Below are 19,204 nucleotides of genomic sequence, written 5' to 3'. Positions count from 1 at the left end.
CGGTTGTGAATAGCTGACACCAGGGGGCGTAACCCAGCGTCGGTTTTTTCCGTGTCGCGTGTAGTTCTTAGTGCACCAGCATGCCGGTGAACCAGTAGGCCTGAGCCAACGTGATCAGGCCGACGATCGTTGCAAAGAATAGGCTGTGCTTGAGGGTGAAGCGGAACAGATCCGATTCCTTGCCCACCAGCCCGGTCGCGGCGCAGGCCACGGCGATCGATTGCGGCGAAATCATCTTGCCGGTCACGCCGCCGCTGGTGTTTGCCGCCACCAGCAAGGTGTCATTGACGCCGATCTGATGCGCGGTGGTTGCTTGCAGTGAACTGAACAGTGCGTTGGACGAAGTATCGGAACCGGTCAGGAACACGCCGAGCCAGCCGAGGAATGGCGAGAAGAACGGGAATGCCGCACCTGTGCCTGCCAGTACCAGCGCCATGGTCGATGACATGCCCGAATAGTTGGTGACGAAGGCGAAGGCCAGCACCATACCGATAGACAAAATCGGCCAGCGCAGCTCGTAGAACGTTTCTTTAAAAGTGGTAAGACCAGTTCTGAGATTGATCTTCAGCACCAGCATCGAGATCAGCGCAGAGAAGAAAATCGCCGTGCCGGTCGCGGAAATCGGATCGAGTTTGAACACCGCCGGAATCGCCGTCGGGGCGGTCACGATTGGAGCGACCTTGATCACCATTTGATCCAGATGCGGGATCGCGAAGTTGAACACCCAGCTATACATCGAGCCACCCGCAGCGAACATCGCCTTGAACGGTTTCAGCGTCCAAATGGTGACCAGTACTGTGAGGATCAGGAACGGCGACCAGGCTTTGAAAATTTCCCCCAGGCTGTAAGGCGAAGCCACGGTGGTGCGCGGTTGGCCGAAACCACCGGCGCTGGCCACCACGGAAGCCGAGACGGCGCCGACGATGTGTTGGCCGGCGGCGCGTTTTGGTTGCCAGATTTTCAGGAACAGCGTCAAGGAAATCAGGCTGGCCAGTGCCGAGGTGATGTCTGGCAGTTCCGGGCCAATGAAGTTCGAGGTGAAGTACTGAGTGACCGCGAAACTCAAACCGGCCACCAGTGCCGCCGGCCAGGTTTCCCGCACGCCGCGCAGGCCATCCATCATGAACACTAGCCAGAAAGGCACGAACAGCGACAGCAATGGCAGTTGGCGACCGGTCATGGCGCCGATCTTGAACGCGTCGATGCCGGTGACTTGCCCGGCGACGATGATCGGAATCCCCAAGGCACCGAAGGCTACCGGCGCGGTGTTGGCGATCAGGCACAGGCCCGCGGCGTACAGCGGGTTGAAGCCAAGTCCCACCAGCAGCGCGGCGGTAATCGCTACCGGTGCGCCGAAACCGGCGGCACCTTCCAGGAAGGCGCCGAAGCAGAAGCCTATCAGCAGCACTTGCAGGCGTTGGTCGTCGGTGATCGACAGCACCGAGCTGCGGATCACTTCGAACTGGCCACTCTTGACCGTCAGTTTGTAGAGGAACACCGCTGCCACGATGATCCAGGCAATCGGCCACAAGCCGTAGGCGAAGCCATATCCGGCTGCCGCGAAGGCCATATCGACCGGCATCTGGAACGCGAAGATTGCCACGGCAATCGACAGCGCGAGGGTAATGCTGCCGGCCACATGGCCTTTGAGGCGGAACACGGCCAAGGCCAGGAAGAAAAATACAATGGGGATGACGGCCGCGAGTGCGGACACGCCGAGACTGCCGAGCGGGCTGTAGAGCTGTTGCCAGGTTTGCATATGGGGTGGCCCCTAATTGTTGTTGGTCAGGCACTGGTCAGCGTTCTTGGATAATTGGTAATACCAATTTACAATCGCTGTTGGCTAGGGTAAAAGCCTTGTAGGCGGTGTGTCAATTTGCCGCCCTAAAACTTTTGTCGAATGAGCGGTGCAGAACGCATCTGATCTGTTCGATCAAACGTCGTCTGGTAGGTGCTGGTGTGGCGCCGATAGGCCAGAATAGAGAGCCCGGCGAGCCGCCGGGATCGTGGAGAATTGAGTGATGGGGTTTGATCAGATTCGGCAGCGCCGTTTGTCTGACGATATTGTCGAGCAGCTCGAAGGGATGATTCTCGAGGGCACATTGAAGGCCGGAGAGCGCCTGCCGGCAGAGCGTGCGTTGGCCGAACAGTTCGGCGTGTCACGCCCTTCGTTGCGCGAAGCGATTCAGAAGCTGGCGGCCAAAGGGTTGCTGGTCAGCCGTCAGGGCGGCGGTAACTATGTGGTGGAATCCCTGGGCTCGACGTTCAGCGATCCGCTGCTGCATCTGCTGGAAAGCAATCCCGAGGCCCAGCGCGATTTGCTGGAGTTTCGTCATACGCTGGAAGCATCTTGTGCTTACTACGCGGCATTGCGCGCCACGGACGTGGATCGCGAGCGGCTGACGGCGGCGTTCGACGAGTTGCAAGACTGCTATTCGCGCCATGACGAAGTGGGTCGGGCGGAAGAGGGCGCGGCGGATGCGAAATTCCATCTGGCGATCGCCGAGGCCAGTCATAACGCAGTGTTGCTGCACACCATTCGTGGTTTGTTCGACCTGCTCAAACGCAACGTTGTGACCAACATCGGCGGCATGTACAAACAGCGCTCCGAAACCCGCGACATGCTGATCGCGCAGCACAGAGAATTGTATCTGGCGATTATCGAAGGAAGGGCAGAGCAGGCGCGGGAGGTTTCCAGTCGGCACATTTTATATGTGCAGGAAGTGCTGGAAGAGGTGCGTCAGGAAGTGCAGCGCGTGGCTCGGGCGGAGCGGCGCAAGGGGATGTAGTCAGGTGGGTGTCTGCGGTGAATCATTCGCGGGCAAGCCTCGCTCCTACAGGATCGCGTGGTCCAGTGTAGGAGCGAGGCTTGCCCGCGAAAGCGATCTCAAGGTAAAGAATTAATCTTCCTTGCCCTTGTTGCGCACCGCACGCTGCAATTCACGACCGGCGTCGCGCTCGCGTTCGGTATCACGCTTGTCGTATTCCTTCTTGCCCTTGCCCAGAGCGATCTCGCACTTGACCATGTGCTTGCTCCAGTACCAGGACAGGCACACGCAGGCATAACCTTTTTGCTGCACGGCAGCAGCCAGCTTTTCCAGCTCGCGCCGATTGAGCAGCAATTTTCGGGTGCGGGTCGGATCAGCGATGACATGGGTGCTGGCAGTCATCAGCGGCGTAATGTGGCTGCCGAGCAGCCAGGCTTCGCCATCTTTGAGCAGCACGTAACTGTCAACCAGTTGTAGCTTGCTTGCCCGCAAACTTTTTACTTCCCAGCCGGCCAGGACCAGACCAGCCTCGAACTTATGCTCGATGAAGTAATCGTGTCGCGCCTTTTTGTTCTGCGCGATGGTCCCTGTTGGGTGTTTCTTCTGTTTAGCCATAGGGGCGGCATTATATGGAGTTACACCGCTGTCGGCTACGGTGAAGCTACGTGCTTGAGCAGGTTGATTGAATCCCGGACAATGCGGCCTCTTTTTTGAACGCTTGGGCGTGATAACGATGTCGACAGACAAGGTTTCTGTCCACGGCAGTTGGGCTAGCCGCTGGGTCTTCATACTCGCCGCGACCGGTTCGGCCGTGGGGCTGGGTAGTATCTGGAAATTCCCTTACATGGTCGGCGTCTACGGTGGCGGAGCCTTCGTGCTGATGTTTCTGGCCTGTATCGCGCTGATCGGTGTGCCCGTGATGCTGGCCGAAACCCTGATCGGCCGGCGCGCACGGCAGAGCCCGGCCAATGCCTTGAAGGTCCTGGCGCTGGAAGCGGGGCATTCGGCGAAGTGGTCCTGGGGCGCGTTTGCCGGGATGATCACGGCGCTGTTGATTCTGTCTTTCTATAGTGTGGTCGGCGGTTGGTCGCTGGATTACATCATCGACATGGGGCGTGGCGACTTTCAGGGCGCGACACCTGATCAGGTCGGTGCATACTTCGGCAACGTGATCGCCGACCCATGGCGCCTGACACTTTGGCACACGATTTTCATGCTCCTCTCCGCCGTGGTGATCGCCAAAGGCGTGGTCGCCGGGCTGGAGCGCAGCCTGCGGATCATGATGCCACTGCTGTTTGTGATGGTGATTGTTCTGCTGGGCTACAGCATGACCACCGGCCACTTCATGGAGGGCGTGCATTTCATGTTCGACTTCCACCCGGAAAAAGTACTCGACGGCTTGCTGCCGGCCATGGGGCACGCGTTCTTCTCCCTGAGCGTGGGCGTCGGTTCGATCATGATCTACGGTGCTTATATGCCGAAGAGCTCGTCGATTTCCGGCACCATTGTCGGTGTGGCGCTGCTCGATACTTTCGTTTCCCTGGTGGCCGGTCTGGCATTGTTTCCGATTGTGTTCGCTGCCGGCCTGAACCCGAGCGAAGGCCCTGGCCTGATGTTCGTCAGCCTGCCATTTGCCTTTGGTAACGTAGCGTTCGGCCAGTTGATGGGCGTCGTGTTTTTCGTACTGGTAGCGATTGCGGCCTGGAGTTCGGCGATTTCCCTGCTCGAGCCGATGGTGGCCTACCTGGTTGAACGCACGAAAATAAGCCGCGCCTGGGTCACCTTCTGGTTGGCATTCATCTGCTGGTTCGTCGGTCTGGGTACCGTGTTTTCCTTCAATATCTGGAAGGAAGCCAAGTTTTTCGTGAACGAAGGCGGGATCTTCCATCTCTATCAATGGGGAGCAGCCGGTGGCCTGGACTTCTTTGGTGTGATCGATTTCTTCACCTCGCGGATCATGTTGCCACTCGGTGGTTTGTGTTTCGTGGTGTTTGCGGGCTGGGTGATGGGGTGTGAAGCGGTGCGCGACGAATTGTCGATCCGCCGTCCGGTGCTGTTCGCCCTGTCCCTGTTCTTGATGCGCTATGTGGCGCCCATCGGCATTCTTGTAGTGTTTGCCGCCCAGCTGTGGAAGTAACGCTGACATGACGACACACATTCAACGTTCGGCCCTGCTGCCGTATCCGGCACAAGCGCTGTATGACCTGGTCAACGACGTGGCCCGCTATCCGGAATTCCTGCCGTGGTGCTCGTCGGCGGAAGTCCTGGAAAGCACTCCTGAGCTTATGCGTGCCAGCGTCGGCGTGGCCAAGGGCGGCCTTAGTCAGCATTTCGTGACGCGTAATACCCTGGTGCCCGGGCATTCGATCGAGATGAACCTCGAAGAAGGTCCGTTCAGCCAGTTGCATGGCATCTGGGTGTTCAAGCCGTTGGGCGAGAAGGCCTGCAAGATCAGTCTGGACTTGTCGTTCGACTACTCGGGACCGCTGGTACGTGCGACGTTGGGGCCTTTGTTCAATCAGGCGGCGAATACGTTGATGGACGCGTTTTGCCAGCGTGCGAAACAGAAGCATGGTTGAGGCTGTGATCACGGTCGAGGTGGTGTATGCCGCCGTTGATCGTCAGGTATTGCTGGCCGTAACCGTGCCGATGGGCGCAACCGTACGGGATGCGTTGCTCAAATCCGGCCTGAACAGCGAATTCCCTGAGCTGGATCTGGCCAGTTGTCCGGTTGGAATCTTTGGCAAGGTGATTGCTGAACCGGCCAATCGTCCGGTTCAGGCAGGGGAACGCCTCGAGATTTACCGGCCGTTGCTTGCCGATCCGAAAGAGGTTCGCCGGTTGCGTGCAGCCAAAGCAGCCGAGGCCAAAGCCCGGAATCAGTGATCCGGTTAAACGCCAGACGATAAAAAACCCGGACATGCCGGGTTTTTTATTGCGTCGCAAATTATTGCGGCGAGGTTTCCAGCGGTTCTGGCGTCGGGACTGGAACGGTTTCCACGTTGTCCACGTCCTTCTGGATCTGGTCCAGCAGCGAACCTGGCTTGACCGGTTTTTCTGGCTTCGGCTTCTCGGCGTTTTCTGCGGGCGCGGTCACGGTAGTGCCACTGTCCTTGCCGAGAATGGCTTCGTCGCGGCTCACGCCCGGCATGAAATCGCCAGAGAGGCTGACAAGTTGATCATTTGGGTTGAAGATAACGCTAATGCGTTCCTGTTGGCGTTCACCGCCACCCGGTTGCAGGCTGTAGAGATAATCCCAGCGATCGGCATGGAACGTGTCGGTCAGCAGAGGGTTACCCATGATAAACCGTACTTGCCGACGGGTCATTCCCGGGCGTAACTGGTCTATCATGTCCTGCGTGACGACATTGCCCTGCTGGATGTCGATTTTGTAAACCCCGGGGAATGAACAACCGGCGAGTGCGAGCAGTCCCACAAAGGTGAAACTGGTTAGCAAGAGCTTGGTGTTTTGCATCGGTGGGCGACTTCCACTATCTTGGCTGGGACAACGTAAACGCCGATCATACCCGCATTAAGAGAAGCTGCGAAGCAGCATCGCGAGAAAGCTGACCATGGTTGAAAATAGCGAACTACGCAAAGCCGGCCTCAAAGTGACCCTTCCACGGGTCAAAATTCTGCAAATGCTCGATTCCGCCGAGCAACGCCACATGAGTGCCGAGGATGTTTACAAGGCGCTGATGGAGGCTGGTGAGGACGTCGGTCTGGCCACGGTTTACCGTGTTCTGACCCAGTTCGAGGCAGCTGGCCTTGTGGTGCGGCACAACTTCGACGGAGGCCATGCGGTCTTCGAGCTGGACGACGGCAAGCATCACGACCATATGGTCAACGTCGAGACCAGTGAAGTGATCGAATTCTTCGACGAAGAAATCGAGCGGCTGCAGAAAGCAATCGTCGACAAGTATGGCTTCGAGATGGTTGATCACAATCTTGTGCTGTACGTACGCAAGAAAAAGTAAGCATGTCGCGCGAACCTCAGGTTCGCGAAACGAACGAAGGCGACCCCAGGGTCGCCTTCGTGCTTTCTGCTGTTCTCAAATTTTCGCGGTAACGACCATCTTTTTCGCGTGAGCCAGTGATTCCTTGGTGAGATCGATGCCGCCGAGCATTCGTGCCACTTCTTCGACACGATCGGTCTTGCTCAGTTTGGAGACGGCCGTATGTGTGGCGTCTTCACCGCGAACCTTGTGTACAAATAGATGTTGATGCCCTTGCGCCGCCACTTGCGGCAAGTGAGTCACGGTCAGAACCTGCCCGCGCTCCCCGAGGCGTCGCAGCAACTGGCCGACAATCTCGGCGGTCGGGCCGCCGATACCCACGTCCACTTCATCGAACACCAGGGTCGGTACGCGGGAGGTCTGTGCAGTGATCACCTGAATCGCCAGGCTGATGCGCGACAGTTCGCCCCCTGATGCCACTTTTGCCAGGGCTTTCAACGGTTGCCCCGGGTTGGCGCTCACCAGCAGTTCTACCTGTTCGAGCCCATTGGGCAGCAGTTCGTCGCTGCTGTTGGGGCGCAGTTCGATGGTGAAGCGGCCGCCGGGCATGCCCAAGCGCTGGATTTCCTGTTCCACGGCGCTGGCCAGGCTGCTTGAGGCTTGATGTCGCAGATCGCTCAGCTCCCGGGCCTTCTCCTGATAATGGCGGGCGTAGGAGGCCAGCTCATCGCTCAGTCGTTCGATGGATTCGTCGTTGGCATTCAGGGTTTCGATTTCATCGAGTAGCTTCTGTTGCATCTCGGCGACCTCGGTCGGCTGGATGCGGTGTTTGCGCGCCAGGGTGTAGATGGCATCAAGGCGCTCTTCCAGGTATTGAAGGCGGGCCGGGTCGGCGTCGAAATTGTCGAGAAAGCGGTTCAGCTCGCCCACGGCTTCTTCAACCTGAATCTGTGCGCTGGTCAGCAGGCTGCTGGCTTCACCCAGGGCGCCGATCGAATTGTTCACGCTCGACAGGCGGTTAAGGCTGGCGGTGAGTGCATTCAATACGTTGCCGGAATCACTTTCGCTGCATTGTTCGACCACTTGCCGGCAAATGCCCAGCAGGGTTTCGGCGTTGGTCAGGTTCTTGTGTTCCTGTTCCAGTTGCTCCAGCTCATTTTCGCCGAGGCCGAGGTTTTCCAGTTCTTCGAGTTGATAGCTGAGCAGCTGATGACGAGCGCGTTGTTCGTCGCCGGAGTTGGAAAGGCGTTCCAGTTCCTGGCGGGTCTGGCGCCAGCGTTGGGCGGCCAGTTGCACCTGGCGGGCCAGGTCCGTGGCGCCGGCGTATTCGTCGAGCAGACGGCGATGGGTATCGGTTTTGAGCAGGGATTGGTGTTCGTGCTGGCTGTGGATATCGATCAGCAACTCGCCCAGGGCCTTCAAGTCACCGAGAGGGCAGGGGGTGCCGTTGATATAGCCGCGCGAGCGCCCTTCAGCGGTGATCACTCGACGCAGAATGCACGGGCCGTCGTTCTCGAGGTCGCGCTCGGCCAGCCAGGCGCTGGCTTCCGGGATGTCGATCAGGTCGAAGGTGGCCAGGATATCGGCCTTGTCGGCGCCCGGGCGGACCACGCCACTGTCGGCGCGATCGCCCAGGGTCAGGCCCAGGGCGTCGAGCATGATCGACTTGCCGGCACCGGTTTCCCCTGTGATCACGCTCATCCCGCGATCGAGTTCGAGATCGAGATGTTCAACGATGGCGTAGTTGTGTACGGACAGGTGCACCAGCATAAAGGCCGCTCCCAGGCTTTAGGTCTGGTTATTTATACAGTGTTTTGTTTCGGGCTGACAATGCCCCCTCTTAGGTCGATTTGCTTGATTGAAGGGAATCCTTAGCGCGATGCGGAATGACAATGCAGCTGTTTTTTGTAGGGTTAATCATCAAATAGCCCTTGAAGCTGAATTTTGCGGCCCCATATACCGGGGCAGAAGCGCGAGTTGAGCTCGCGGACGATATTGGAAGGAGAAATCTATGGCTGACGAACAGACAGTGGATACGCAAAATCTAGACGCCAACCAGGGCCCCGAGGCTTCGGGTGAAGACCTGGCGGCTCGTGTACAAGTGCTCGAAGAGCAATTGGCTGGTGCGCAGGATCAGGCTTTGCGTGTAGCCGCCGATCTGCAGAACGTCCGCCGCCGTGCCGAGCAGGACGTTGAGAAGGCTCACAAATTTGCCTTGGAAAAGTTCGCTGGCGACCTGCTGCCGATCATTGACAGCCTGGAACGCGGTCTGGAGCTATCCAACCCTGACGACGAAAACATTCGTCCGATGCGCGAAGGGATCGAGCTGACCCTGAAAATGTTCCAGGACACCCTGAAGCGCTATCACCTGGAAGCGATCGATCCTGAAGGCGAGCCCTTCAATGCCTCGCATCACCAGGCAATGGCCATGCAGGAAAGCGCCGACGTCGAGCCAAACAGCGTGCTCAAGGTGTTTCAGAAGGGCTACCAGCTTCACGGTCGCCTGCTGCGCCCGGCCATGGTCGTGGTCAGCAAGGCACCTGCACCGGTTTCGCCTTCGATTGACGAGCAGGCTTGAAATTAGCCGCAAGGCCCCCATTTAGAAGTCAAGCGTTTAAGTGCTACCGCAGTCAGCCACCACTACTGCGGCATCCAAATCCAAAGTTTCGGGAGAGTGAACATGGGCAAAATTATCGGTATCGACCTGGGGACTACCAACTCCTGCGTCTCCGTGCTGGAAAACGGCAAAGCCAAAGTTATTGAAAACGCTGAAGGCGCGCGTACCACGCCGTCGATCATCGCTTACGCCAACGATGGCGAAATTCTGGTTGGCCAATCGGCCAAGCGTCAGGCAGTGACCAATCCGCATAACACCCTGTACGCGGTGAAGCGTCTGATCGGTCGTCGTTTCGACGAAGAAGTCGTACAGAAAGACATCCAGATGGTCCCTTACAAGATCGTCAAGGCTGACAACAACGACGCCTGGGTTGAAGTGAACGGCCAGAAAATGGCACCGCCACAAATTTCGGCTGAAATTCTGAAGAAAATGAAGAAGACCGCCGAAGACTACCTCGGCGAGCCAGTGACCGAAGCGGTGATCACCGTTCCGGCCTACTTCAACGACAGCCAGCGTCAAGCCACCAAAGACGCCGGCCGCATCGCGGGTCTGGACGTTAAACGTATCATCAACGAACCAACCGCAGCCGCACTGGCCTACGGTATGGACAAGGCCAAAGGCGATCACACCGTGATCGTTTACGACTTGGGCGGCGGTACTTTCGACGTTTCCGTGATCGAAATCGCTGAAGTCGATGGCGAGCATCAGTTCGAAGTGTTGGCCACCAACGGTGACACTTTCCTGGGCGGTGAAGACTTTGACATTCGTCTGATCGACTACCTCGTTGACGAGTTCAAGAAAGAAAGCGGCATGAACCTCAAGGGTGACCCGCTGGCCATGCAGCGCCTGAAAGAAGCCGCTGAGAAAGCCAAGATCGAACTGTCCTCGAGCCAGTCGACCGACGTGAACCTGCCGTACATCACTGCAGACGCTACCGGTCCTAAGCACTTGAACGTGAAAATCTCCCGCGCCAAGCTCGAAGCGCTGGTTGAAGACCTGGTTCAGCGCACCATCGAACCTTGCCGCATCGCGATGAAAGACGCCGGTATCGACGTTGGTTCGATCAACGACGTGATCCTGGTCGGCGGTCAGACCCGTATGCCACTGGTTCAGAAGCTGGTGACCGATTTCTTCGGTAAAGAAGCACGTAAAGACGTCAACCCTGACGAAGCTGTTGCCATGGGTGCTGCTATCCAGGGCGCGGTATTGGCTGGTGACGTGAAAGACGTTCTGCTGCTCGACGTCAGCCCGCTGACCCTGGGTATCGAAACCATGGGCGGCGTAATGACCGCGCTGATCGAGAAAAACACCACGATTCCTACCAAGAAATCGCAAGTGTTCTCGACTGCCGACGACAACCAAGGCGCAGTGACCATTCACGTACTGCAAGGTGAGCGTAAGCAAGCCGCACAGAACAAGTCCCTGGGCAAGTTCGACCTGGCCGAGATTCCACCAGCGCCACGTGGCGTGCCACAAATCGAAGTGACCTTCGACATCGACGCCAACGGCATCCTGCACGTCGGCGCGAAAGACAAGGCTACCGGCAAGACTCAGTCGATCGTGATCAAGGCCAACTCCGGTCTGTCCGAGGAAGAAATTCAGCAGATGGTTCGCGATGCTGAAGTGAACGCTGAAGAAGACCGCAAGTTCGAAGAGCTGGCCAGTGCCCGTAACCAAGGCGATGCCCTGGTTCACTCGACGCGCAAAATGGTCGCTGATGCTGGCGATAAAGTGAGCGCTGAAGAGAAGACTGCAATCGAAGCAGCTGTAGTTGCCCTGGAAACCGCCATCAAAGGCGACGACAAGGCCGCTATCGAAGCCAAGGTTGAAGAGCTGTCCAAGGTCTCCGCGCCAGTGGCTCAGAAAATGTACGCTGATCAGGCTCAGCCAGCTGAAGGCGCGGCACCGCACGACGAAAAAGCTGAAAAAGCTGACGACGTTGTCGATGCCGAGTTCGAAGAAGTCAAAGACCACAAGTAAGTTGTTGGTCGCCCGGTTGACTGCCTTCAGGCGGTGACTGGTAGGATGTCGCCGCGCGGGAGCTTGCTCCCGCGTTGGCGTGTCTGGAGTAAGCGAATTTTTACAGCATGCGACAACGCTCGAATGCTGGCGGTACGGTCGGGGATGCTCCTGCTTTCCGGCTCACAGATACCGCATCGAATCAAAGACCAGGATCGTTGAATTGACGTGAGTTGGGTCCGGGCCTGTATTGGGGCTCAACGAGTTTGGCGAGGCTCAGGAGAGGTTTGCCGAACGTCCTTAAGAGTGCAAAGACTTATGGCAAAGCGTGACTATTACGAAGTATTGGGTGTTGAGCGTGGTTCAAGCGAAGCGGACCTGAAAAAGGCCTACCGTCGCCTGGCGATGAAGCACCACCCGGACCGTAATCCCGATGACAAAGCGTCGGAAGATATGTTCAAGGAGGCCAACGAGGCCTACGAAGTGCTGTCCGATTCCAGCAAGCGCGCGGCCTATGACCAATACGGTCATGCCGGTGTCGACCCGAGCATGGGTGGCGGCGGTGCCGGTTTTGGCGGTCAGAACTTCTCCGATATCTTTGGCGATGTCTTCAGTGACTTCTTCGGTGGCGGTCGCGGCGGTGCCCGTGGCGGTGCTCAGCGCGGCAGCGACCTGCGTTACACCCTGGAGCTGAACCTGGAAGAAGCGGTGCGCGGCACGACCGTGAATATCCGCGTTCCGACACTGGTCAACTGCAAGCCGTGCGATGGCTCGGGCGCCAAGAAAGGCTCCTCGCCGATCACTTGCCCGACCTGTGGCGGTATCGGTCAGGTGCGCATGCAGCAGGGGTTCTTCTCGGTGCAGCAGACCTGCCCGCGCTGCCATGGCCAGGGCAAGATCATTTCCGATCCGTGCGATTCCTGCCACGGCGAAGGTCGTGTCGAAGAGTACAAGACCCTGTCGGTGAAAGTGCCGGCCGGTGTCGATACCGGTGACCGTATTCGCCTGTCTGGCGAAGGCGAGGCGGGTGCGCAGGGTGGCCCGGCCGGCGACCTGTACGTGGTGATCAATGTGCGTGAGCACGCGATCTTCCAGCGGGACGGCAAGCACCTGTTCTGCGAGGTGCCAATCAGCTTCGTCGATGCAGCGCTGGGTGGCGAGCTGGAGATTCCGACCCTCGATGGTCGGGTCAAGCTGAAGATCCCTGAAGGGACTCAGACTGGTAAGCAGTTCCGTGTTCGCGGCAAAGGTGTTGCGCCGGTTCGCGGCGGCGGTGCTGGCGACCTGATGTGTCGCGTGGCGGTCGAAACCCCGGTCAACCTGGGTCGTCGTCAGCGCGAATTGCTGGAAGAGTTCCGCAGCTCCCTGGCGGATGACAACAGCCATTCGCCGAAAACCACTGGTTGGTTCGAAGGCGTGAAGCGCTTCTTCGGCGATTTGTAAGGAGTGAGCATGCGACGTATAGCTGTGATGGGCGCCGCCGGCCGCATGGGCAAGATTTTGATCGAGGCGGTGCAGCAGCGCGCGCCGCTGACCGGTCTGACGGCTGCCATCGTTCGCCCCGGCAGCACGCTGATTGGCGTGGATGCCGGTGAGCTGGCATCGCTGGGGCGAATCGGTGTGCCGCTGTCCGGTAAGCTGGATACGGTGGCCGATGAGTTCGATGTGTTGATCGACTTCACGCTCCCGGAAGTGATGCTGAAAAACCTGGAGTTCTGCCGTAAAGCGGGCAAGTCCATGGTGATCGGCACCACGGGGCTGGACGCGGCACAGAAGCAGTTGCTGGCCGAGGCGAGCAAGGATATTGCGATTGTGTTCGCGGCCAATTTCAGTGTCGGTGTAAACCTGTCGCTGAAACTGCTCGATATGGCAGCTCGTGTGCTGGGCGATGAGGCTGACATCGAAATCATCGAGGCTCATCATCGGCACAAGATCGATGCCCCTTCAGGCACGGCTCTGCGCATGGGAGAAGTGATCGCCAGTGCGCTGGATCGTGATCTGCAAAAGGTCGCGGTCTATGGCCGTGAAGGTCACACCGGTGTGCGTGAGCGTGAAACGATCGGCTTCGCGACTGTTCGTGGTGGTGATGTGGTCGGTGATCATACGGTGCTGTTCGCCTGTGAGGGCGAGCGACTGGAGATCACGCACAAGGCATCCAGCCGCATGACCTTCGCCAAGGGTGCGGTACGTGCAGCTTTGTGGCTGGATGGTCGTGAACCAGGCCTTTACGACATGCAAGACGTGCTCGACCTGCGGTAAGATGTGCCCGAAATCGGGTTCAAACTCAGCGTTTGGGCCCGGTTTTGTTCCGCCAAGCGACGTCCTGTCGCATTCTCCGGCCTTTAGGGCTCATTGGCGGTAGACCAAAAATGCCTTTTTCTGTAAGCTACAGCTTTAGTGTGTCCACTAAAAGCGCGCAGAATAATTCGGTGAAGAAGCGGGGTGACGTGTCCATACGTCACTCCGCTTTTTTACAACCTGCGATCGCCCTTTCAGGCTTTATTTACGGGAGGTCTTCTTGACTAAGCCAGCCATACTCGCCCTTGCTGATGGCAGCATTTTTCGCGGCGAAGCCATTGGAGCCGACGGACAAACCGTTGGTGAGGTGGTGTTCAACACCGCAATGACCGGCTATCAGGAAATCCTTACCGATCCTTCCTACGCCCAACAGATCGTTACCCTGACGTACCCGCACATCGGCAATACCGGTACCACGCCGGAAGACGCCGAGTCCGACCGCGTCTGGTCCGCTGGCCTGGTCATCCGTGATCTGCCACTGGTTGCGAGCAACTGGCGCAACACGATGTCCCTGTCCGACTACCTGAAAGCCAACAACGTTGTGGCTATCGCCGGTATCGACACCCGCCGCCTGACACGCATCCTGCGTGAGAAAGGCGCGCAGAACGGCTGCATCATGGCCGGTGACAACATTTCCGAAGAAGCCGCCATCGCCGCCGCTCAGGGTTTCCCTGGTCTTAAAGGCATGGACCTGGCGAAAGTCGTCAGCACCAAAGAGAAGTACGAGTGGCGCTCGACTGTCTGGGATCTGAAAACCGACAGCCACGCGACTCTGGAAGCCTCCGAGCTGCCATACCACGTGGTGGCCTACGACTACGGCGTCAAGCTGAACATCCTGCGCATGCTGGTCGAGCGCGGTTGCCGCGTGACCGTGGTGCCTGCACAGACTCCGGCCGCTGAAGCGCTGGCGTTGAAGCCGGACGGCGTGTTCCTGTCCAACGGCCCGGGCGACCCTGAGCCATGCGACTACGCGATCCAGGCGATCAAGGACGTGCTGGAAACCGAGATTCCGGTGTTCGGCATCTGCCTCGGTCACCAACTGTTGGCTCTGGCCTCCGGCGCCAAGACCCTGAAAATGGGCCATGGCCACCACGGTGCCAACCACCCGGTCCAGGATCTGGACAGCGGTGTGGTGATGATCACCAGCCAGAACCACGGTTTTGCGGTAGACGAAGCGACCCTGCCAGGCAACGTTCGGGCGATCCACAAATCGCTGTTCGACGGCACCCTGCAAGGCATCGAGCGTACCGACAAGAGCGCCTTCAGCTTCCAGGGTCACCCTGAAGCCAGCCCTGGCCCGAACGACGTAGCGCCACTGTTTGATCGCTTCATCAACGAAATGGCCAAGCGACGCTAATCGCTCGCCCTGATGTAGCGAAGCCTGAGGGCGGTCCCGAAACCGGTGGCCCCCTCAAGGCTTCAGAGATTGAACAAGACGGCTTGCCGACTGACCTGCGGATTTGAGTGACAACCCATGCCAAAACGTACAGACATTAAAAGCATCCTGATTCTCGGCGCTGGCCCGATCGTGATCGGCCAGGCCTGCGAATTCGACTACTCCGGCGCCCAGGCCTGTAAAGCCCTGCGCGAGGAGGGTTACCGCGTCATCCTGGTGAACTCCAACCCGGCCACCATCATGACCGACCCGGCCATGGCCGACGCCACCTACATCGAACCGATCAAGTGGCAGACCGTTGCCAAGATCATCGAGAAAGAGCGTCCGGACGCGCTGCTGCCAACCATGGGTGGCCAGACCGCTCTGAACTGCGCACTGGACCTGGAGCGCGAAGGCGTTCTGGAGAAGTTCGGCGTAGAAATGATCGGTGCCAACGCTGACACCATCGACAAGGCCGAAGACCGTTCGCGCTTCGACAAGGCGATGAAATCCATCGGTCTGGACTGCCCGCGTTCGGGTATCGCCCACAGCATGGAAGAGGCCAATGCGGTCCTCGAGCGTCTCGGCTTCCCGTGCATCATTCGTCCGTCCTTCACCATGGGCGGCACCGGTGGCGGTATCGCTTACAACCGTGAAGAGTTCGAAGAAATCTGCGCCCGCGGTCTGGACCTGTCGCCGACCAAAGAGCTGCTGATCGACGAATCGCTGATCGGCTGGAAAGAATACGAGATGGAGGTTGTCCGCGATAAGAAGGACAACTGCATCATCGTCTGCTCCATCGAAAACTTCGACCCGATGGGCGTGCACACCGGTGACTCGATCACTGTTGCGCCAGCACAGACCCTGACCGACAAGGAATACCAGATCCTGCGTAACGCCTCCTTGGCGGTACTGCGCGAGATCGGCGTGGAAACCGGCGGTTCCAACGTCCAGTTCGGTATCTGCCCGGACACCGGCCGCATGGTTGTCATCGAGATGAACCCGCGGGTATCCCGTTCCTCGGCCCTGGCCTCGAAAGCCACCGGTTTCCCGATCGCCAAGGTCGCGGCAAAACTGGCCGTCGGTTACACCCTCGACGAGCTGTCGAACGACATCACTGGTGGCAAGACCCCGGCGTCCTTCGAGCCGTCCATCGACTACGTCGTCACCAAGCTGCCACGCTTCGCCTTCGAGAAGTTCCCGAAAGCCGACGCACGCCTGACCACTCAAATGAAGTCGGTCGGTGAAGTCATGGCCATCGGCCGGACCTTCCAGGAATCCCTGCAGAAAGCCCTGCGCGGTCTGGAAGTGGGCGTTTGCGGTCTGGACGAGAAGCTCGACCTGAGCAGCCCGGAAAGCATGAGCATCCTCAAGCGCGAACTGACCGTGCCGGGCGCCGAGCGTATCTGGTACGTCGCTGACGCGTTCCGCGCCGGCCTGTCGGTCGAAGATATTTTCGGCATGAACATGATCGACCCGTGGTTCCTGGTGCAGATCGAAGATCTGATCAAGGAAGAAGAGAAGGTCAAGACCCTGGGTCTGGCCAGCATCGACCACGACGTGATGTTCCGCCTCAAGCGCAAAGGTTTCTCCGACATGCGTCTGGCCAAGCTGCTGGGCGTGACCGAGAAGGCCCTGCGTCGCCACCGTCACAAGCTGGAAATCTTCCCGGTCTACAAGCGCGTTGACACCTGCGCGGCCGAATTCGCCACCGACACCGCTTACCTCTACTCGACGTACGAGGAAGAGTGCGAAGCCGCGCCGTCGGGCCGCGACAAGATCATGATCCTCGGCGGCGGTCCAAACCGTATCGGCCAGGGTATCGAGTTCGACTATTGCTGCGTACACGCGGCACTGGCTCTGCGCGAAGATGGTTACGAGACCATCATGGTCAACTGCAACCCGGAAACCGTTTCCACCGACTACGACACCTCTGATCGTCTGTACTTCGAGCCAGTGACCCTGGAAGACGTACTGGAAATCGTCCGTGTCGAGAAGCCGAAAGGCGTGATCGTCCAGTACGGCGGCCAAACCCCGCTGAAGCTGGCGCGTGCCCTGGAAGAAGCCGGCGTGCCAATCATCGGCACCAGCCCTGACGCCATCGACCGTGCCGAAGACCGTGAGCGCTTCCAGCAAATGGTTGAGCGCCTGAACCTGCGCCAGCCGCCAAACGCCACCGTGCGCAGCGAAGACGAAGCGATTCGTGCCGCGGCCAAGATCGGTTACCCGCTGGTGGTTCGTCCGTCCTACGTACTGGGCGGCCGCGCGATGGAAATCGTCTACGAAGAAGAAGAACTCAAGCGCTACCTGCGTGATGCGGTGAAAGTGTCCAACGACAGCCCGGTGCTGCTCGATCACTTCCTCAACTGCGCCATCGAAATGGACGTGGATGCAGTCTGCGACGGCACCGACGTGGTGATCGGCGCGATCATGCAGCACATCGAGCAGGCCGGTGTTCACTCCGGTGACTCCGCATGCTCCCTGCCGCCGTACTCGCTGCCTGCTCACATCCAGGACGAGATGCGCGAACAGGTCAAGAAAATGGCCCTGGAACTGGGCGTTGTCGGCCTGATGAACGTTCAGTTGGCGCTGCAAGGCGAAGACATCTACGTCATCGAAGTCAACCCGCGCGCTTCCCGTACCGTACCGTTCGTTTCCAAGTGCATCGGTGTTTCCCTGGCAATGATCGCGGCTCGCGTGATGGCCGGTAAAACCCTGAAGGAAATCGGCTTCACCAAAGAAATCATTCCGAACTTCTACAGCGTGAAAGAGGCGGTGTTCCCATTCGCCAAGTTCCCTGGCGTGGACCCGATCCTGGGCCCAGAGATGAAGTCCACCGGTGAAGTGATGGGCGTGGGCGACACCTTCGGCGAAGCCTTTGCCAAAGCCCAGATGGGCGCCAGCGAAGTGCTGCCGACTGGCGGTACTGCGTTCATCAGCGTGCGTGATGATGACAAGCCACTGGTTGCAGGCGTGGCTCGTGATCTGATCAACTTGGGCTTCGAAGTGGTCGCCACTGCCGGTACTGCCAAGCTGATCGAAGCCGCAGGCCTGAAAGTGCGTCGTGTGAACAAGGTGACCGAGGGTCGTCCGCACGTGGTCGACATGATCAAGAATGACGAAGTCACCCTGATCATCAACACCACCGAAGGTCGCCAGTCGATCGCCGATTCCTACTCCATTCGTCGTAATGCCTTGCAGCACAAGATCTACTGCACCACTACCATTGCTGCTGGCGAAGCTATTTGCGAAGCGCTGAAATTCGGTCCCGAGAAGACCGTGCGCCGCTTGCAGGATCTACACGCAGGATTGAAGGCATGATCAAATACCCAATGACCGTCCAGGGCGCGAAAGCCCTGGAAGAAGAGCACGCTCACCTGACCAAGGTCGTCCGTCCGAAGCTCAGCCAGGACATCGGTACGGCCCGCGAGTTGGGTGACTTGAAGGAAAACGCCGAATACCACGCTGCTCGCGAGCAGCAGGGTATGGTCGAGGCGCGGATTCGTGACATCGAAGGCCGGATTCAGAATCAGGTCATCATCGATGTCACGACCATTCCTCACACTGGCAAAGTGATCTTCGGCACCACCGTTGAAATCGCCAACGTCGAGACTGATGAGCGCGTCACTTACCACATCGTGGGTGAGGATGAGGCTGACTTCAAACTCGGCAAGATTTCGGTGGGTTCGCCACTGGCTCGTGCCTTGATTGCCAAGGAAGAGGGTGATGTGGTCGCCGTGAAAACGCCGGGTGGCGTTATCGAGTATGAGATTGTCGAAGTTCGCCACCTCTGAAAGAAGGCGCCCGCTACGTGCGGGCGCCATGCTTTGGCAGCTGGCCCAAATGTTGTGGGTTGGCGGCCTGTGGCTGTTGCACATCGGTCTGCTGCCGGTGCTGGGGCGAATAGGCCTGGCGCCGCTGCTGATCGACGAAATTGCAGGCATGCTGAATACGCTGATGGTGGGGTTTGCCACGGCGTGTGTGATTTTTCAGGCTTTGGTGCTGGTTCAGGCCGAGGGCCTTGCCAGTCTATGGCGCGATATTCGTGGGCAACTGCTGATGATGGCGCTGTATGGGGGCGCGATGTATTTCGCGGTCCACGTTGGCTGGCCGCAGGCGGCGCATTGGCAGCTGTTCAGCTATCTTGTTCTGGGATTTTCCGGGCTGGTGCTGGTGATGCAACCGGTGCCGGGATGGAGTGTGAGGGTGCGCGAAGCACACCCTTGACCCT

At 58.6% G+C, this 19,204-nt stretch carries 17 protein-coding genes; 13 read left to right on the top strand and 4 right to left on the bottom strand.

Going from position 1 to position 19,204, the window contains the following annotated elements:
* Nucleotides 1–67: 67 nt before the first annotated feature.
* Nucleotides 68–1,759: a lactate permease LctP family transporter gene (locus tag PMI30_RS27520; RefSeq protein WP_008005492.1), complete on the bottom strand. Its 1,692-nt coding sequence runs from the start codon at nucleotides 1,757–1,759 to the stop codon at nucleotides 68–70.
* Between the two features lie 262 nt (nucleotides 1,760–2,021).
* On the opposite strand from PMI30_RS27520, the gene PMI30_RS27525 reads away from it, so the two are divergent.
* Nucleotides 2,022–2,789, top strand: coding sequence for a GntR family transcriptional regulator (locus tag PMI30_RS27525; RefSeq protein WP_008005491.1), 768 nt, complete (start codon nucleotides 2,022–2,024; stop codon nucleotides 2,787–2,789).
* Between the two features lie 111 nt (nucleotides 2,790–2,900).
* Here the strand turns inward: PMI30_RS27525 and smpB are convergent, their stop codons facing one another.
* Nucleotides 2,901–3,383, bottom strand: a complete 483-nt coding sequence (gene smpB / locus PMI30_RS27530) for an SsrA-binding protein SmpB (protein WP_007900551.1) — start codon at nucleotides 3,381–3,383, stop codon at nucleotides 2,901–2,903.
* 118 nt (nucleotides 3,384–3,501) lie between these two features.
* Between smpB and PMI30_RS27535 the strand changes: the two genes are divergently transcribed.
* The 3 genes from PMI30_RS27535 to PMI30_RS27545 are packed head-to-tail and all read left to right on the top strand — an operon-like array spanning nucleotide 3,502 to nucleotide 5,654.
* Nucleotides 3,502–4,905, top strand: a complete 1,404-nt coding sequence (locus PMI30_RS27535; RefSeq protein ID WP_008005489.1) for a sodium-dependent transporter — start codon at nucleotides 3,502–3,504, stop codon at nucleotides 4,903–4,905.
* A gap of 7 nt (nucleotides 4,906–4,912) precedes the next feature.
* Nucleotides 4,913–5,347, top strand: a complete 435-nt coding sequence (locus PMI30_RS27540; RefSeq protein WP_007900547.1) for a type II toxin-antitoxin system RatA family toxin — start codon at nucleotides 4,913–4,915, stop codon at nucleotides 5,345–5,347.
* Nucleotides 5,340–5,654 carry an RnfH family protein gene (locus PMI30_RS27545; protein ID WP_008005487.1) on the top strand — a complete coding sequence of 105 codons (315 nt, stop codon included), beginning with the start codon at nucleotides 5,340–5,342 and terminating at the stop codon, nucleotides 5,652–5,654. The genes PMI30_RS27540 and PMI30_RS27545 overlap by 8 nt, the downstream gene beginning before the upstream one ends.
* Before the next feature lie 61 nt (nucleotides 5,655–5,715).
* On the opposite strand, the gene PMI30_RS27550 is transcribed toward PMI30_RS27545, so the two are convergent.
* Nucleotides 5,716–6,243: an outer membrane protein assembly factor BamE gene (locus PMI30_RS27550; RefSeq protein ID WP_008005485.1), complete on the bottom strand. Its 528-nt coding sequence runs from the start codon at nucleotides 6,241–6,243 to the stop codon at nucleotides 5,716–5,718.
* 97 nt (nucleotides 6,244–6,340) lie between these two features.
* Between PMI30_RS27550 and fur the strand changes: the two genes are divergently transcribed.
* A complete protein-coding gene (gene fur, locus PMI30_RS27555) occupies nucleotides 6,341–6,745 on the top strand; it encodes a ferric iron uptake transcriptional regulator (RefSeq protein WP_003197684.1) in 405 nt (134 codons plus the stop codon).
* Between the two features lie 75 nt (nucleotides 6,746–6,820).
* Here the strand turns inward: fur and recN are convergent, their stop codons facing one another.
* Nucleotides 6,821–8,494, bottom strand: coding sequence for a DNA repair protein RecN (gene recN, locus PMI30_RS27560; protein ID WP_008005482.1), 1,674 nt, complete (start codon nucleotides 8,492–8,494; stop codon nucleotides 6,821–6,823).
* A gap of 241 nt (nucleotides 8,495–8,735) precedes the next feature.
* Between recN and grpE the strand changes: the two genes are divergently transcribed.
* The 8 genes from grpE (at nucleotide 8,736) to PMI30_RS27600 (ending at nucleotide 19,200) form a co-directional block, all read left to right on the top strand.
* A complete protein-coding gene (grpE, locus tag PMI30_RS27565; RefSeq protein WP_007900531.1) occupies nucleotides 8,736–9,302 on the top strand; it encodes a nucleotide exchange factor GrpE in 567 nt (188 codons plus the stop codon).
* A gap of 102 nt (nucleotides 9,303–9,404) precedes the next feature.
* Nucleotides 9,405–11,321 (top strand): molecular chaperone DnaK, encoded by a 1,917-nt coding sequence (gene dnaK / locus PMI30_RS27570; protein WP_007900530.1) that lies wholly within the window; start codon nucleotides 9,405–9,407, stop codon nucleotides 11,319–11,321.
* Between the two features lie 297 nt (nucleotides 11,322–11,618).
* Nucleotides 11,619–12,743 carry a molecular chaperone DnaJ gene (gene dnaJ / locus PMI30_RS27575; RefSeq protein ID WP_008005480.1) on the top strand — a complete coding sequence of 375 codons (1,125 nt, stop codon included), beginning with the start codon at nucleotides 11,619–11,621 and terminating at the stop codon, nucleotides 12,741–12,743.
* A gap of 9 nt (nucleotides 12,744–12,752) precedes the next feature.
* Nucleotides 12,753–13,559, top strand: a complete 807-nt coding sequence (gene dapB / locus PMI30_RS27580) for a 4-hydroxy-tetrahydrodipicolinate reductase (RefSeq protein ID WP_008005478.1) — start codon at nucleotides 12,753–12,755, stop codon at nucleotides 13,557–13,559.
* Between the two features lie 259 nt (nucleotides 13,560–13,818).
* Nucleotides 13,819–14,955: a glutamine-hydrolyzing carbamoyl-phosphate synthase small subunit gene (carA, locus tag PMI30_RS27585; protein ID WP_008005476.1), complete on the top strand. Its 1,137-nt coding sequence runs from the start codon at nucleotides 13,819–13,821 to the stop codon at nucleotides 14,953–14,955.
* Between the two features lie 117 nt (nucleotides 14,956–15,072).
* Nucleotides 15,073–18,294, top strand: coding sequence for a carbamoyl-phosphate synthase large subunit (gene carB / locus PMI30_RS27590; protein ID WP_008005475.1), 3,222 nt, complete (start codon nucleotides 15,073–15,075; stop codon nucleotides 18,292–18,294).
* Nucleotides 18,291–18,767, top strand: a complete 477-nt coding sequence (gene greA, locus PMI30_RS27595) for a transcription elongation factor GreA (protein ID WP_007942892.1) — start codon at nucleotides 18,291–18,293, stop codon at nucleotides 18,765–18,767. The genes carB and greA overlap by 4 nt, the downstream gene beginning before the upstream one ends.
* Before the next feature lie 28 nt (nucleotides 18,768–18,795).
* Nucleotides 18,796–19,200: a hypothetical protein gene (locus PMI30_RS27600; protein WP_008005473.1), complete on the top strand. Its 405-nt coding sequence runs from the start codon at nucleotides 18,796–18,798 to the stop codon at nucleotides 19,198–19,200.
* Nucleotides 19,201–19,204: the final 4 nt, after the last annotated feature.

Origin of the sequence: Pseudomonas sp. GM50 (assembly GCF_000282375.1) — a bacterium.
Taxonomy (GTDB): Bacteria; Pseudomonadota; Gammaproteobacteria; order Pseudomonadales; family Pseudomonadaceae; genus Aquipseudomonas.
Note: the sequence above shows the minus strand (reverse complement) of the source record. Positions and strands in the feature narration are given on the sequence as shown.

What these genes read in the sequence shown, in the direction of transcription:
- PMI30_RS27600 (WP_008005473.1), top strand. Translation starts at nt 18,796, where the DNA reads ATGCTTTGGCAGCTGGCCCAAATGTTGTGGGTTGGCGGCCTGTGGCTG.
- fur (WP_003197684.1), top strand. Translation starts at nt 6,341, where the DNA reads ATGGTTGAAAATAGCGAACTACGCAAAGCCGGCCTCAAAGTGACCCTT.
- PMI30_RS27520 (WP_008005492.1), bottom strand. Translation starts at nt 1,759, where the DNA reads ATGCAAACCTGGCAACAGCTCTACAGCCCGCTCGGCAGTCTCGGCGTG.
- dnaJ (WP_008005480.1), top strand. Translation starts at nt 11,619, where the DNA reads ATGGCAAAGCGTGACTATTACGAAGTATTGGGTGTTGAGCGTGGTTCA.
- PMI30_RS27540 (WP_007900547.1), top strand. Translation starts at nt 4,913, where the DNA reads ATGACGACACACATTCAACGTTCGGCCCTGCTGCCGTATCCGGCACAA.
- dapB (WP_008005478.1), top strand. Translation starts at nt 12,753, where the DNA reads ATGCGACGTATAGCTGTGATGGGCGCCGCCGGCCGCATGGGCAAGATT.
- PMI30_RS27545 (WP_008005487.1), top strand. Translation starts at nt 5,340, where the DNA reads ATGGTTGAGGCTGTGATCACGGTCGAGGTGGTGTATGCCGCCGTTGAT.
- PMI30_RS27525 (WP_008005491.1), top strand. Translation starts at nt 2,022, where the DNA reads ATGGGGTTTGATCAGATTCGGCAGCGCCGTTTGTCTGACGATATTGTC.
- smpB (WP_007900551.1), bottom strand. Translation starts at nt 3,383, where the DNA reads ATGGCTAAACAGAAGAAACACCCAACAGGGACCATCGCGCAGAACAAA.
- recN (WP_008005482.1), bottom strand. Translation starts at nt 8,494, where the DNA reads ATGCTGGTGCACCTGTCCGTACACAACTACGCCATCGTTGAACATCTC.
- carB (WP_008005475.1), top strand. Translation starts at nt 15,073, where the DNA reads ATGCCAAAACGTACAGACATTAAAAGCATCCTGATTCTCGGCGCTGGC.
- dnaK (WP_007900530.1), top strand. Translation starts at nt 9,405, where the DNA reads ATGGGCAAAATTATCGGTATCGACCTGGGGACTACCAACTCCTGCGTC.
- PMI30_RS27535 (WP_008005489.1), top strand. Translation starts at nt 3,502, where the DNA reads ATGTCGACAGACAAGGTTTCTGTCCACGGCAGTTGGGCTAGCCGCTGG.
- greA (WP_007942892.1), top strand. Translation starts at nt 18,291, where the DNA reads ATGATCAAATACCCAATGACCGTCCAGGGCGCGAAAGCCCTGGAAGAA.
- grpE (WP_007900531.1), top strand. Translation starts at nt 8,736, where the DNA reads ATGGCTGACGAACAGACAGTGGATACGCAAAATCTAGACGCCAACCAG.
- PMI30_RS27550 (WP_008005485.1), bottom strand. Translation starts at nt 6,243, where the DNA reads ATGCAAAACACCAAGCTCTTGCTAACCAGTTTCACCTTTGTGGGACTG.